Source organism: Aureimonas psammosilenae, assembly GCF_009176975.1.
Classification (GTDB): Bacteria; Pseudomonadota; Alphaproteobacteria; order Rhizobiales; family Rhizobiaceae; genus Plantimonas; species Plantimonas psammosilenae.
This window is the reverse complement of the sequence record NZ_WEZG01000012.1, coordinates 111,969-125,594: the sequence shown is the minus strand read 5'-3', so window position 1 is coordinate 125,594 and position 13,626 is coordinate 111,969. Positions and strand designations below refer to the sequence as shown.

Here is a 13,626-nt window from a genome sequence, read left to right as displayed (position 1 = left end):
CGGACGTTTGGGAAGAAGGGGTCAGCGGGAATAGATGCCGAAGGAGCCGCCGTTGCCGAGATCGAACTCGATGCCGTTCGTGGGGCGGCGGCGATCGTCGCGGCCGGGGCGTCTTCCGTCGTTCACCCAGCCGATCTGCTCGCGGGCCAGCACCTCGCCATCATAGGCGTCGAGCGCGAGGCGAACGAGCGCGCCGTTCGGGCGCACCGCCCGCACGATGTAGCGGTCGCGGCGAAGGTCGATGTCGTCGATGCGCACATAGCCCTGGCGCATCACGGTTCTCGCGATCTGCCGCTCGCTGAGGCGGTCGTCGCGATCCTCGTCGTAGCCGCGCGGGCGGTCCCAGTCGGAATCGCGGTCGCGCCAGTCGCGATACTGCGCCGGCACGACCACGGCCGGCGGCGCACCGAAGAAGCCGTTGTCATAGGCCGCGGCGGGCACCGTTACGGAAAGAACCGCGAGAAGGCCGGTCAGGCCGGCGAGAGCGATTTTCATGAGCCTTGGCTCCGAAGCGTAGATCCGTGTCCGCCGGATCGATGGGGCCGGTTCTAAGCTCACTCATCTGAACGAAATCGGAAGCCCGCGTTCATTTGCCGTTCATCGGATTTTTCTCGCCACGACCGCTCTTGAAGGCGTGAAAACCCATCGCCAAATGAGCCCTGCGGTCGCCGAAAGGGGCCGTGGGACGGTGGTCGGTTCGCCAGAACGGGAACCTTGAGGGCCGCTATCCCATCCGCATCAACCTGTTGCTTCTCTAGGAGAACAAACCATGCGTGCCATCGATTTCGCTCCGCTTTATCGCTCCACCGTCGGCTTCGACCGCCTTTTCTCGCGTCTCGATTCCCTGAACCAGGGTGAGGGCGCGCCGTCCTATCCGCCCTACAACATCGAACGCACAGGCGAGAACGCCTATCGCGTGACCATGGCGGTCGCCGGTTTCGGCGAGGCCGACCTTGCCATCGAAACGCGCGAGAACGCGTTGACGGTGAAGGGCGAGAAGGCCGAGGACAAGGCCGAGGGCGTCGAGGTCCTGCATCGCGGGATCGCGTCGCGCGCTTTCGAGCGTCGCTTCCAGCTCGCCGACCATGTGGAGGTGAAGGGCGCGACCTTGAAGAACGGCCTTCTGCATATCGATCTCGTCCGTGTCATCCCGGAGGCGATGAAGCCCCGCAAGATCGACATCGTGAACGCGGGCAACGAGAACGCCCGTCAGATCGAAGCGAACGCCGCCGCCTGAATCGGTCGGCCCTTGTCGCATAAGAGAACGGCGCCCTTCGGGGCGCCGTTTTTCGTTCTATGGATGCGTGGTCGTTTCAATGCTTGCCGAAGGCGGCGTTCACGTCCTTCTCGGAGATGCGCGCGGACGGATCTCCCTTCTGGTTGAGGTTCTGTTCCTCGGTTCCGTCGCCCATCATGCCGGGATGGCTGTTGCCGGCTTGAGTTTCCTGCCCGTCGCCGACCGGCGAGGCGTTGCGGGCTTCCGTCCAGCCGCGCATCCATTCCTCGCGGACGCCCGAGCCCACGGGAAAGTCGCAGGACGACATCGGGTGGTTGTGCTTGAAGGCAAGCTTGCCTTGTTCGAAGGGGCTGGTGCCAGTGGTCATGTCGAAGGGCCTCCTCATCGGGATCGCCCGGAAGACCGCACGCCTTCCGGAGCCTCAAAAAGATTAACCCTTCGCCCGAAGCCCGGTTCCGGCTTGGCTGTCGTGCGATCAGGCGATCAGGCGATCAGCGCGGCGAAGTCCTCGACATCCTTCTCGCTCGTGGACCAACTCGTGACGAGGCGGGCGAGGACGTCGCCTTCCTTCAGGAGGTCGTGCGAGGAATGGGGCGGGTTCCAGTCGTAGAACACTGCACCCGCCGCGCGCAGGCGTTCCGCCGTGTCCTTCTCGATGATCGCGAAGACCTCGTTGGTGCGCGTCGGCCAAGCCTGCCGCGCGTGGCTGCCCCGGTCCAGCGCGTCGCGAAGCTTGTCCGCCATGGCGTTGGAATGGCGCGCGAGTTCCAGCCAAAGGCCGTTCTCGAAATAGGCCATGAATTGCGCGGCGATGAAGCGCGTCTTGGAAAAGAGCTGCGCGCCGCGCTTGCGGATATACGGAAACTGCCGCGCCTTTTCCGGGTCGAAGAAGATCACGGCTTCCGCGCACCAGCAGCCGTTCTTGGTGGCGCCGAAGGACAGGATGTCGACGCCGCGCTTCCAGGTCATCTCGGCCGGCGAAAGGTTGGACGCGACGAGGGCGTTGGCGAAGCGCGCGCCGTCCATGTGAAGCGAAAGCTCATGCTCGTGTGCGATGCCGGCAATCGCTTCCAGGCGCTCCAGCGGATAGATCGTGCCCGCTTCGCTCGGCTGGCTGATCGTGACCGCCATCGGCTGGCCGGCATGAACGAAGCCCGGATTGAAGCGCTTCAGCTCGCGCTTCAGGTTGAAGGCGTCGATCATGCCGAGCGGGCCGTCCACGGGCGCCATGCGGGCGCCGTGGGTGAAGAATTCCGGCGCGCCGCATTCGTCTTCGACCACATGCGCCTCGCGGTGACAGAGAACCACGCCGCCCGGCCGGTTCAGGGCCGCGAAGGACAAGGAGTTCGCCGCCGTCCCGGTGCCGACGAAGAACACGGCGACCTCGCGCTCGAAGATCTCGTTGAAGCGTTGTTCCACCGCCTTGTCGAGGGTGCTGGTACCGTAGGCGGCCGCCATGCCCGCGCCGTGCTCGGCAAGACTTGCATTGATGGCCGGATGCGGTCCGGACCAGTTGTCGGATGCGAAGATCATGGGCTTTGCCTACAAGTCCACTGAGGGCGGGGCAAGACCATCCGGGCGCCGGGGCCGGGAGGGATTGCGCGGGCATGCTTTGCCTCCTAACGGTAGGCCATGGAAGATATCGCGCTGCTTTTCGGGGCCGGGGCGCTGGCCGGCGCCATGAACGCCATGGCCGGCGGCGGAAGCTTCGTCACCCTGCCGGCCTTCATCGCCGTCGGCATGCCGTCCGTTTCGGCCAATGCCACGAGCACGGTCGCGCTTTATCCGGGCGGTCTTGCCAGCGTCTATGTTTATCGCGGCGGTCTGACGAATGTCTGCGGCGTGCCGCTGCGCCCGACGCTTGTCGCGACGCTTCTCGGCGGTCTGGTCGGAGCGCTTCTCCTTCTTTGGACGCCGAGCAGGGTGTTCGACCATGTTCTGCCCTGGCTGCTTCTCGTCGCCACCTTCGCGCTCGCCTTCGGCCGGCGGCTCGGGCCGATATTGCGGGCGCGATTTCGTGCGGGGGTTCCGACCGTTCTGACGATCCAGTTCGCGCTCGGCGTTTACGGCGGCTATTTCGGCGGTGCCGTCGGGCTGATGATGCTGGCTGCCTGGAGCCTTCTGGACGAGGCCGACATCCACGCGCTGAACCCGCCGCGCGTGCTTCTGGTGACCGCCGCCAACACGGTTGCCGTTCTCTGCTTCGCGCTTGCCGGCGCGGTTTACTGGTACGCGGTGCTCGTCGCCGGAATGGGCGCGCTTCTTGGCGGTTATGGCGGCGCGCGGATCGGACGCAGCCTGCCGCCAGGCCTCGTGCGTTACGGCACCGTTCTCCTCGCCGTCGCGATGACCGTGCATTTCTTCCTGCGGGCCTACGGTTGACGGATGGCGGACGGGTCGCCTTGCGGAATGAGCCGTAGTCTGTCATAAGCCGCAAGATAGGTCAGCATTGCTGTCGTATTTCCACCGCTTCGGTGCTTCCGAAGGGAGGCTTCGCGATGGCGGTGGATGGCGGGGGGAAAGGCTCGTAAGATCGAGCCGACGAGGAAACACGAAAGAGAGGACGCGATGACGATCGACACGCCATCCATGACGGCATTGGGAGCCGCCGCCTCGAAGCGCATTGCCGATGCGCGCCGCCTGGGCCTTTACGATCCGCGCAACGAGCACGACGCCTGCGGCGTGGGCTTCATCGCGCATATGAAGAACGAGAAGTCCCATTCGATCGTGGAGAAGGGTCTTCAGATCCTTCTGAACCTCACCCATCGCGGCGCCGTCGGCGCCGACCCCCTGATGGGCGATGGCGCGGGCATGCTCGTGCAGATCCCCCACGGCTTCTTTTCCGCCGAAATGGCGAACCAAGGCGTGACTCTGCCCGAGCCGGGCCATTACGGCGTCGGCCACATCTTCATGCCGCGCGACCCCGAGCGGCGCGCGCATTTCGAGAAGCTGTTCGAGGCGGTGGTCGCCGAGGAAGGCCAGGCGGTTCTGGGCTGGCGCGACGTGCCGGTCTTCAATGGTTCGCTTTCGCAGGCCCCCGAGATCGTCGCGACCGAGCCGGTTCACCGGCAGATCTTCATCGGGCGCTCGGCCGCCATCGGCTCCGAGGAAGAGTTCGAGCGCAAGCTCTTCATCATGCGCAAGGTCGTGTCGAACCGCGTCTACGCCGAAGGCGAGGGCGAGGATCTCGGCTTCTATGTCGTGTCCCTGTCGGCGCGCACGCTCGTCTACAAGGGCATGTTTCTCGCTTATCAGCTTGGCGACTACTACAAGGACTTGGGCGACCCGCGCTTCGAGTCGGCGCTCGCCCTCGTGCACCAGCGCTTTTCCACCAACACCTTCCCGTCCTGGCGTCTGGCCCACCCTTACCGGATGGTCGCCCATAACGGCGAGATCAACACGCTGCGCGGCAACGTCAACTGGATGGCGGCGCGGCAGGCCTCGGTGGACTCCGAACTCTTCGGCAACGACATCGCCAAGCTCTGGCCGATCTCCTACGAGGGGCAGTCGGACACGGCCTGCTTCGACAACGCGCTCGAATTCCTGACGCAGGGCGGCTACCCGCTGTCCCACGCCATGATGATGCTGATCCCCGAAGCCTGGGCCGGCAACAAGCAGATGTCGAAGGCGAGAAAGGCCTTCTACGAGTACCATGCCGCCCTGATGGAGCCGTGGGACGGGCCTGCGGCCGTCGCCTTCACCGATGGTCGCCAGATCGGCGCGACGCTCGACCGCAACGGACTGCGACCCGCGCGGTACGTCGTGACCGACGACGATCTCGTGATCCTCGCCTCCGAAGCTGGCACGCTCGATGTGCCCGAGGAGCGGATCATCAGGAAGTGGCGGCTCCAGCCGGGCCGCATGCTGCTGATCGATCTGGAAAAAGGCCGCATCGTTTCCGACGAGGAGATCAAGCAGGAACTCGCCACCGAGCATCCCTATCAGGACTGGCTGCGCTCGACGCAGCTCGTTCTGGAAGACCTGAAGCCCGTCGCCCCGCGCGCGTCGCGCTCCGACGTGTCGCTGCTCGACCGCCAGCAGGCCTATGGCTACACGATCGAGGACACGCGCCAGCTCATGTCGCCGATGGCGACCACGGGGCAGGAGGCGATCGGCTCCATGGGCACCGACACGCCGATTTCGGCCATGTCCGCCAAGTCGAAGCTGCTCTACACCTATTTCAAGCAGAACTTCGCGCAGGTCACGAACCCGCCCATCGACCCGATCCGTGAGGAACTGGTGATGAGCCTCGTGTCGTTCATCGGCCCGCGCCCGAACATCTTCGATCTGGAAGGCACCTCGCGCCGCAAGCGCCTCGAGGTCCGTCAGCCGATCCTGACCAACGGCGATCTCGAAAAGATCCGCACCATCGGCCACACCGAGGACCGCTTCGACACCAAGACGCTCGACACGACCTATCCGTTCGAACAGGGCGCGGCCGGTATGAAGGGCGCGCTGGACCGGCTTTGCGAGCGCTCGGAAGCCGCAGTTGCGGGCGGCTACAACATCATCATCCTGTCCGACCGGCAGATGGGCGCCGATCGCATCCCGATCCCGGCGCTTCTCGCCTGCGCGGCCGTGCACCATCACCTGATCCGCAAGGGTCTGCGCACGTCCGCCGGTCTCGTCGTGGAATCGGGCGAGCCGCGCGAAGTGCATCACTTTGCCTGTCTCGCCGGCTACGGCGCGGAGGCGATCAACCCCTATCTCGCCTTCGACACGCTTCTCGACATGCACCGCCGCAAGGAGTTCCCGCCGGAGGTGGACCCGAGCGAGATCGTCACGCGCTACATCAAGTCGGTCGGCAAGGGCCTTCTCAAGGTCATGTCCAAGATGGGCATCTCGACCTACCAGTCCTATTGCGGTGCGCAGATCTTCGACGCGATCGGTCTGAAGTCCGACTTCGTGGCGCAGTACTTCACCGGCACGGCGACCACGATCGAGGGCGTCGGGCTGGACGAGGTGGCGCGCGAAACGGCCGAGCGGCATCGCTTGGCCTTTTCCGACGATCCGGTTCTCTTGCGCTCGCTGGAAGTCGGCGGCGAATATGCCTACCGCATGCGCGGCGAAGCGCATCTCTGGTCGCCGGATGCCGTCGCGACGCTCCAGCACGCCGTTCGTGGCAATTCCTGGGAGCGCTTCAAGGAATATTCCGCGATCGTCGACAAGTCGGCGGTCAGCGCCTCCACCATTCGCGGCCTGTTCGAGATCAAGCTTGCCGAGGATGTCGGGCTTCAGCCGGTGCCCTTGGACGAGGTGGAGCCGGCGAAGGACATCGTGCGGCGCTTCTGCACCGGCGCGATGAGCTTCGGCTCGATCTCGCGCGAAGCGCATTCGACGCTGGCGGTGGCCATGAACCGGATCGGCGGCAAGTCGAACACCGGCGAGGGCGGCGAGGAATCGGATCGCTACCTGCCGCTGCCGGACGGCTCGGCCAACCCCGAGCGCTCGGCCATCAAGCAGATCGCGTCCGGCCGGTTCGGCGTGACGACGGAATATCTCGTCAACGCCGACATGCTGCAGATCAAGGTCGCGCAAGGCGCAAAACCCGGTGAGGGCGGGCAGTTGCCCGGCCACAAGGTCGACGCGACCATCGCCAAGACGCGCCATTCGACGCCGGGCGTCGGCCTGATCTCGCCGCCGCCGCACCACGACATCTACTCGATCGAGGATCTGGCGCAGCTCATCTTCGACCTGAAGAACGTCAACCCGGCTTCCGACATCTCGGTAAAGCTCGTGTCGGAAGTCGGCGTCGGCACGGTCGCGGCGGGCGTCGCCAAGGCGCGCGCCGACCACATCATCGTGTCGGGCTATGACGGCGGCACCGGCGCTTCGCCGCTGACCTCGATCAAGCATGCCGGCTCCCCCTGGGAGATGGGCCTGGCCGAGACCCAGCAGACGCTGGTTCTCAACGGGTTGCGCTCGCGCATCGCCCTGCAGGTGGATGGCGGGCTTCGCACCGGCCGCGACGTTATCGTCGGCGCGCTGCTCGGGGCCGACGAGTTCGGCTTCTCCACCGCGCCGCTCATCGCGGCCGGCTGCATCATGATGCGCAAGTGCCACCTCAACACCTGCCCCGTCGGCGTCGCCACGCAGGACCCCGTTCTGCGCCAGCGCTTCAAGGGCACGCCGGAGCACGTGATCAACTTCTTCTTCTATGTCGCGGAAGAGGTGCGCGAGATCATGGCCGCGATGGGCGTTCGCCACCTGTCCGAACTGATCGGCCAGTCCGACCGCTTGGACAAACAGGCGATGATCGACCATTGGAAGGCGCAAGGCCTTGATTTCGGCCGCGTCTTCTTCAAGCCGGAAGGCTCGCCCGAGCAGCTTCGCTGGACGGAGCGCCAGGAGCACCCGATCGCCGACGTCCTCGACCGCAAGCTGATCGCGGAGGCTGAAGTCGCACTCACCACGCGCCAGCGCGTCGAGATCGAAACGGCCATCGGCAGCGTCGATCGCTCCGCCGGCGCCATGCTGTCGGGCGAGGTCGCCAAGCGCTTCGGCCTGAAGGGTCTTGCCGACGACACGATCTCGGTGAAGCTGACCGGCACCGCCGGCCAGAGCTTCGGCGCGTTCCTGGCGCGCGGCGTCACCTTCGAGCTGACGGGCGACGGCAACGACTATGTCGGCAAGGGCCTGTCGGGCGGCCGCATCGTGGTGCGCCCTCGCGAAAACACCCGCATCGTGCCGGAAGAGTCGATCATCATCGGCAACACGGTGCTCTACGGCGCGATCTCCGGCGAATGCTATTTCCGGGGCGTGGCGGGCGAACGCTTCGCGGTGCGCAATTCCGGCGCCATCGCGGTGGTGGAAGGCGTCGGCGACCATGGCTGCGAGTACATGACCGGCGGCGTCGTCGTCATTCTCGGCCAAACGGGACGCAACTTCGCGGCCGGCATGTCCGGCGGCGTCGCCTATGTCTACGACGAGACGGGCGACTTCGCTGAGCGCTGCAACATGGCGATGGTGGATCTCGAACCCGTGCCGGAAGAGGACGACCTTCTGGAGAAGCTGCACCATCACGGCGGCGACCTTCAGCACAAGGGCCGGGTCGACGTGTCTTCAGACATGACGGGCCATGACGACGAGCGCTTGTACCAGCTCATCCTCAACCATCACCATTACACGGGCTCGTCCCGCGCCAAGGCGATGCTGGACGACTGGGAAGCCTACCGCCCGCGTTTCGTGAAGGTCATGCCGGTGGAATACCGCCGCGCGCTTCTGGAGATGGAGCGGATGCGGATGAACGTCGCGGCCGAATGAACGACGATTGCCTCATCGGCGCTTCCGTCATATCCTTTTGGCATATGACGGAGAAGCGCCGATGAGCAGCGTGAAACAGGAGCAGCGGGCGCGCGTCTTCCGCAACGGTCGCAGCCGCGCGGTGCGCATCCCGAAGGAGTTCGATTTCGAGGGCGACGAGGTGACGATCCGGCGGGAAGCTGACGGAACGCTGCGCATCCTGCCGGACAGGAAGGAGATGACTCCGGCCGAGCTCGTCGCCTGGCTGAGGAGCCTGCCGCCCTTGTCGCCGGAAGAGATGAACTTCCCGGACATCGACGATCTTCCGCCGAAGCCGGTGGATTTCGACGGTGGTTCGTGAAGTACCTTCTCGATACGAATATCATTTCCGCGATCATCCGAGACCCCGAAGGAAGGGCCGGCAGGATCTTCGCGGAAACGCGACGTGCCGATGTCGGCACGAGCATCATCGCTGCGGCGGAGCTTCGATACGGATATGTGAAGATCGCGTCGCGGCGATGGGAGCATATCGTCGAGGCAACTCTGGCGACGATGACGGTGGTGGCATGGGACAGACCGGCGGACATGGCCTACGCCCGCTTGCGAACGGAAGCGGAGCGCCAGGGTGTGACGGTCGGGCAGAACGACATGCTGATCGCGGCCCATGCTTCGGCATTGGGAGCGATGCTGGTGTCGGACGATCGAATCTTTCCGCGGATCGCGGAGCTACGGGTGGAAAACTGGCTTCGCGCCGGTCCCAACGATTTCTGAACGGGTAGCATCATGGGCAAGGTCACAGGCTTTCTCGAAATCGACCGCCAAACGCAGAAATATCAGCCTGCGTCGGATCGCATTCGCCATTTCCGCGAGTTCGTGCTCCCGATGCCCGATCAGGAGATCGGGCGACAGGCCGCGCGCTGCATGGATTGCGGCGTTCCCTTCTGCCATGGCCCGACCGGCTGCCCCGTGCACAACCAGATCCCCGACTGGAACGATCTCGTTTATGCCGACGACTGGGAAGGCGCGATCCGCAACCTTCATTCCACCAACAACTTCCCCGAATTCACCGGCCGCATCTGTCCCGCTCCCTGCGAGGAAGCCTGCACGCTGAATCTCGAGGACATGCCGGTTTCGATCAAGACGATCGAGCAGGCGATCGCCGACAAGGCGTTCAAGCTCGGCCTCGTGCATTCGCAGCCGGCCAAGACCGCGACCGGCCGCCGCGTCGCGGTGATCGGTTCGGGGCCGACCGGGATGGCTGCCGCGCAGCAGCTCGGCCGCGCCGGCCACGAAGTTCACGTCTTCGAGCGCGAAACGCGGCCCGGAGGCCTCCTTCGCTACGGCATCCCCGACTTCAAGATGGAAAAGCACCTGATCGACCGGCGCGTCGAGCAGATGAAAGGCGAGGGCGTGACCTTCTTCTGCGGCGTCGAGATCGGCGTCGACAAGAAGCTCGAGGAACTCACCGCCGAATATGACGCGGTGCTTTATTGCGGCGGCGCGGAGCGCCCGCGCGAGGCGGGCATTCCCACCAACGGCCTGTCCGGCATCTATGACGCGATGCCCTATCTCGTGCAGCAGAACCGGCGCGTCGGCGGCGAGAACGTCCAGTCGGTCGCTTGGGCCTCGTCCGAGATCTGGGCCGGCGCCAAGCATGTCGTGGTAGTGGGCGGCGGCGACACGGCCTCCGACTGCGTCGGCACCGCCTTCCGCCAGGGCGCGGTGAAGGTGACGCAGCTCGACATCCGGCCCCAGCCGCCCAAAACCGAGAACAAGCTGGAAGTCTGGCCCTATTGGGCGACGAAGATGCGCGTGTCCTCGTCCCAGGCGGAAGGCGCGAACCGCGAATTCCAGGTCGCCACGCTCGAATTCATCGGCGAGGACGGCCATCTGACCGGCGTGAAGTGCTGCGAGGTTGACGACCGGCGCAAGCCCGTTCCCGGCACGGAATTCGTCATCCGCGCCGACCTCGCCTTTATCGCGATCGGCTTTGCCGGTCCGCTGGAGCGCGGCTTCATGGCCGAGGCGGGCGACAAGCTGGCCAAGAAGGCCGACAATCGGGGCAACGTTTCGGTGGCGGCGACCGACAAGGATTACCGCACGTCGATCGATAAGCTTTATGCCGCCGGCGACGTGCGGCGCGGGCAGTCGCTCGTGGTCTGGGCGATCCGCGAAGGGCGTCAGGCCGCGCACGCGATCGACCGCGACCTGATGGGCATGACGACGCTTCCGCTTTGACGAAAACGGGCGCCGACCGGTTCGGCGCTCGCGACCGGTTCAGCGGGGCGGTGCGGCGGGTGCCGTGTCCGGCGCGGCGTCCCCGCCGGCCTTGGACTGGTTGCTCCAGTCCTCGATGATGGCATCCTGGAGCGGCGGAGTCGGCGTCGCGGGTTGCAACGGTTTTGCCGAACGCATGTCCTGGAGGCTGACCGAGCCGCGCGAGACGATCGGCGCGGCGCCGCGATCGGGCGCGACCGGCCCAGCCTTCTCGCTCCAGGCGAAATCGTCCGCCCGCCCGCTTGCGGCCGGCAGGGGCGCGCCGGACAGGACCAGCCGCTCACGAGGGGAGGGCTGGGACGGATAGGTGCCGGGCAGAACCGCGCCGCCGAGCAGCGTTTCGCCGCCATCGAGCGACGGGCTGTTCATCGCCACCACCGGCATGGCCGTGGCGTTGGCGGGATTCTGCGGCACGGCCTTCGCGGCGTCGGGCTGAGCCGCTGCCACCGCGCCTTCGAAGCCGGCGCCGAACAGCTTCTCCAGCGGCTTCTCGGCGAAGAAGGCGAGCTTCCTCGCCCCCTGCGGGGTCATGGTGATGCCGTCGGAATTGCGCAGCCGCGCAGGCTGGCCGGCGATGTCCGGGCCACTTGAAACGAAGGCCCCGTCGGCATCCACGAAGCCGTCCCAGACATCCACGAACTCGCCGCCCACTTCCGTGGCGGCTTCGCGATAAAGCTCGTTGAAGTAAGCCAGATCGTCGCTGGCCTTGGTGGACTTCACCCCCGGCAGGCCGACCCAGACGAGCGGCAGCTTGCGGTCGCGCACGGCCTTGGCGAGGGCGTCGATGCGAAGCTTGTATTCCGCCGCCCATTCCTCGCCGCGCAGGTCCATGGCCTCCCCGCCGTCGCGCATCGTCTGACGGTCGTTGGTGCCGAGCATCACCGCGACGGCTGCCGGCTTCTCCTCGTCGATGATCGCGCCGATCCGGTCGGGCCAGTCGAAATGGTCGTCGCGCACGAGGCCGGACGAGCCGTCGGTGCGATCGGCGATGCGGATGCCGGGCTTGTCGGCGACGCTGGCTTCCAGGCCCTTGGCGAGCGACAGGGCCATGAAGTCGCCGACCACGAGGACCACCTTCGCGTCGGCGGCCTTTTCCACCGGCTTGGCGGCCTCGGCGGTGCGTGTCGCCGCAGCTCCCGCGCCGGTCGCCGCCGCGTCCGAGCCGGGCGCCTGCCTTTTCGGCGCGGAGCGCGGCTTGTCGGGTTGGGCTCGCCGGCTCGGGCTCACCGGCGGATCGATATAGTATTTGGGGCGCGGCCCGGCATTCGGCGGCGGGTCGATATAGCGCCGCTGCTGCTGACCCCCGCCGAAGATGCGCCCGACGAAGCCGAAGGGATTGTCCTGCGCGGCGGCCGGCACCGGGTTCAGGATGGTGCCGGGCGCGATCAAGGCCAGCGGGATCGCGGCGGCGCGAAGCCACCCCGCCCTGCGCGGTCTTGCCTTCGTCGCGGCCTGCCGCCGGTCGCTGTCCCGCATTCCTTACCTCTTGCGCATCATCTCCAGCAGAGCCTTCGAGGCGTTGCCGTCCGCTTCCATGCCTGCGCCACGTTGATAAGCCATTATGGCGTTTTTGGAAGTCGAGCCGATCTTGCCGTCGATCTTGCCGTCATAAAGGCCGTGCGTGGTGAGATGCTTCTGCACCTCGTAGCGCTCGGCCATGGACAAGGGCTTGTAGCCGCGCGGCCAATCCTGGACGAAGGGCGCGCCGCCTGCGATGAGGTCGGCGAGATGCCCGACGGCGAGGGCATATTTGTCGGCATTGTTATAGGCTTTGATGACATAGAAATTCTTGGTCATCAGGAAGGCCGGGCCATTGGTGCCGGCCGGCAGCATCAAGGTCGCGCGGTCGCCCGGCGACGCGAAACGGCCGCCGCTGGCGCGAACGAAGCCCTTCTGCGCCCAAGCTGAAAGGCTCATGCTCTTGCCCGCGAGCGAGGCGGCGCCGGCGGAAGGCAGCATTACTTCATAGCCCCAGGTCTTGCCCGTCTGCCAGCCGTTCTTCTTCAGAAGATTGGCGGAGGTGGCCAGCGCATCGGGCACGGAGGTCCAGATGTCGGCATGGCCGTTGCCGTCCATGTCGGCCTGATAAAGCAGGTAGCTCGTCGGGATGAACTGCGTGTGGCCCATGGCACCCGCCCAGGAGCCGGTCAGACCCTTCACCGAGACGTCGCGGTCCTGAAGCATCTTCAGGGCGGCGATGAGCTGCGAGCGGGCGTACTTGCCGCGTTTGGGGTCCTGATAGGCGAGGGTGGCGAGCGAGCGGGGCACGGAGCGCACCACGTCCTGGCGTTCCAGAACGCGGCCGTAATCCGACTCCATCGACCAGATGGCGAGAAGCACGTCGCGGTCGACGCCGAAACGCGCCTCGATCTTGTCGAGCCAGGGCTTCAACTGCTGGCGCCGCGCCTGACCCTCGCCCGCCGAGATCTCGTTGACGCGATTGTCCATGTAGTCCCAGATCGTGTCCTTGAACTCGGGCTGGAACCGCGCCTTCTCGAGGACTTGCGGATCGGGCTCGGTGACGCCGGCGAAGGCCGCGCGATAGGTCGAGCGCGAAATGCCGCTTTTCGCGGCCGTGGTCTCGAACTTGGCGATCCAGTCCTGGAAGCCGGCATCGGCGAAGGCGCGATCGGGCGCGGACGCGAGAAGCGCCGCCGACAGCGCGCAGGCGAGAACGGCAACTCGGGAGGTGTCAAACTTGCGCATCGGGCAACCTCGGTCGTTGAAACTCTCTGCTCCGGCCTTTCCGACAGGAAAACGGGGCCGGCACAGTGGACGCGGCAAAGCCGCTCCTTGTTCCGGCAAGCTATCGTTTACCCCTTAAGGCAAACTTTACCACGAGTTCCGTTTCGAGGCAGATATGTTCAATT

At 65.8% G+C, this 13,626-nt stretch carries 11 protein-coding genes; 6 read left to right on the top strand and 5 right to left on the bottom strand.

Going from position 1 to position 13,626, the window contains the following annotated elements; translation table 11 throughout:
• Positions 1-21: 21 nt before the first annotated feature.
• Entirely contained in the window at positions 22-495 is a 474-nt protein-coding gene (locus F9929_RS18760; RefSeq protein WP_152048079.1) for a PepSY domain-containing protein, read from the bottom strand.
• 274 nt (positions 496-769) lie between these two features.
• Here F9929_RS18760 and F9929_RS18755 point away from each other — a divergent pair, with 274 nt between their 5' ends.
• Positions 770-1,237, top strand: a complete 468-nt coding sequence (locus tag F9929_RS18755) for an Hsp20 family protein (protein ID WP_152048078.1) — start codon at positions 770-772, stop codon at positions 1,235-1,237.
• 76 nt (positions 1,238-1,313) lie between these two features.
• On the opposite strand, the gene F9929_RS18750 is transcribed toward F9929_RS18755, so the two are convergent.
• Both F9929_RS18750 and F9929_RS18745 read right to left on the bottom strand, forming a co-directional pair.
• Positions 1,314-1,604, bottom strand: coding sequence for an Rmf/CrpP family protein (locus F9929_RS18750; RefSeq protein ID WP_152048077.1), 291 nt, complete (start codon positions 1,602-1,604; stop codon positions 1,314-1,316).
• Positions 1,605-1,720: 116 nt separating this feature from the next.
• Entirely contained in the window at positions 1,721-2,770 is a 1,050-nt protein-coding gene (locus F9929_RS18745; protein ID WP_152048076.1) for a threonine aldolase family protein, read from the bottom strand.
• A gap of 99 nt (positions 2,771-2,869) precedes the next feature.
• Here F9929_RS18745 and F9929_RS18740 point away from each other — a divergent pair, with 99 nt between their 5' ends.
• From F9929_RS18740 to F9929_RS18720, 5 genes are all read left to right on the top strand, one after another.
• Positions 2,870-3,619: a sulfite exporter TauE/SafE family protein gene (locus F9929_RS18740; RefSeq protein ID WP_152048075.1), complete on the top strand. Its 750-nt coding sequence runs from the start codon at positions 2,870-2,872 to the stop codon at positions 3,617-3,619.
• Between the two features lie 207 nt (positions 3,620-3,826).
• Entirely contained in the window at positions 3,827-8,500 is a 4,674-nt protein-coding gene (gltB, locus tag F9929_RS18735) for a glutamate synthase large subunit (RefSeq protein ID WP_235919433.1), read from the top strand.
• Between the two features lie 61 nt (positions 8,501-8,561).
• A complete protein-coding gene (locus F9929_RS18730; protein ID WP_152048073.1) occupies positions 8,562-8,840 on the top strand; it encodes an antitoxin in 279 nt (92 codons plus the stop codon).
• The gene (locus F9929_RS18725; RefSeq protein ID WP_152048072.1) at positions 8,837-9,250 is read left to right on the top strand and encodes a PIN domain-containing protein; all 414 of its coding nucleotides are present in this window, start codon (positions 8,837-8,839) and stop codon (positions 9,248-9,250) included. The genes F9929_RS18730 and F9929_RS18725 overlap by 4 nt, the downstream gene beginning before the upstream one ends.
• A 12-nt stretch (positions 9,251-9,262) precedes the next feature.
• Positions 9,263-10,717 carry a glutamate synthase subunit beta gene (locus F9929_RS18720; protein WP_152048071.1) on the top strand — a complete coding sequence of 485 codons (1,455 nt, stop codon included), beginning with the start codon at positions 9,263-9,265 and terminating at the stop codon, positions 10,715-10,717.
• Positions 10,718-10,756: 39 nt separating this feature from the next.
• Here the strand turns inward: F9929_RS18720 and F9929_RS18715 are convergent, their stop codons facing one another.
• Entirely contained in the window at positions 10,757-12,232 is a 1,476-nt protein-coding gene (locus F9929_RS18715; RefSeq protein ID WP_152048070.1) for an SGNH/GDSL hydrolase family protein, read from the bottom strand.
• A gap of 3 nt (positions 12,233-12,235) precedes the next feature.
• On the bottom strand, positions 12,236-13,462 hold the full coding sequence (locus tag F9929_RS18710) for a lytic murein transglycosylase (RefSeq protein ID WP_152048069.1): 1,227 nt from the start codon (positions 13,460-13,462) through the stop codon (positions 12,236-12,238).
• Between the last annotated feature and the right edge of the window lie 164 nt (positions 13,463-13,626).

Excerpts from the sequence above, each read along its gene's own strand:
- F9929_RS18710 (WP_152048069.1), bottom strand. The coding sequence starts at position 13,462 with ATGCGCAAGTTTGACACCTCCCGAGTTGCCGTTCTCGCCTGCGCGCTG.
- F9929_RS18760 (WP_152048079.1), bottom strand. The coding sequence starts at position 495 with ATGAAAATCGCTCTCGCCGGCCTGACCGGCCTTCTCGCGGTTCTTTCC.
- F9929_RS18720 (WP_152048071.1), top strand. The coding sequence starts at position 9,263 with ATGGGCAAGGTCACAGGCTTTCTCGAAATCGACCGCCAAACGCAGAAA.
- F9929_RS18740 (WP_152048075.1), top strand. The coding sequence starts at position 2,870 with ATGGAAGATATCGCGCTGCTTTTCGGGGCCGGGGCGCTGGCCGGCGCC.
- F9929_RS18730 (WP_152048073.1), top strand. The coding sequence starts at position 8,562 with ATGAGCAGCGTGAAACAGGAGCAGCGGGCGCGCGTCTTCCGCAACGGT.
- F9929_RS18745 (WP_152048076.1), bottom strand. The coding sequence starts at position 2,770 with ATGATCTTCGCATCCGACAACTGGTCCGGACCGCATCCGGCCATCAAT.
- F9929_RS18750 (WP_152048077.1), bottom strand. The coding sequence starts at position 1,604 with ATGACCACTGGCACCAGCCCCTTCGAACAAGGCAAGCTTGCCTTCAAG.
- F9929_RS18715 (WP_152048070.1), bottom strand. The coding sequence starts at position 12,232 with ATGCGGGACAGCGACCGGCGGCAGGCCGCGACGAAGGCAAGACCGCGC.
- F9929_RS18755 (WP_152048078.1), top strand. The coding sequence starts at position 770 with ATGCGTGCCATCGATTTCGCTCCGCTTTATCGCTCCACCGTCGGCTTC.
- gltB (WP_235919433.1), top strand. The coding sequence starts at position 3,827 with ATGACGGCATTGGGAGCCGCCGCCTCGAAGCGCATTGCCGATGCGCGC.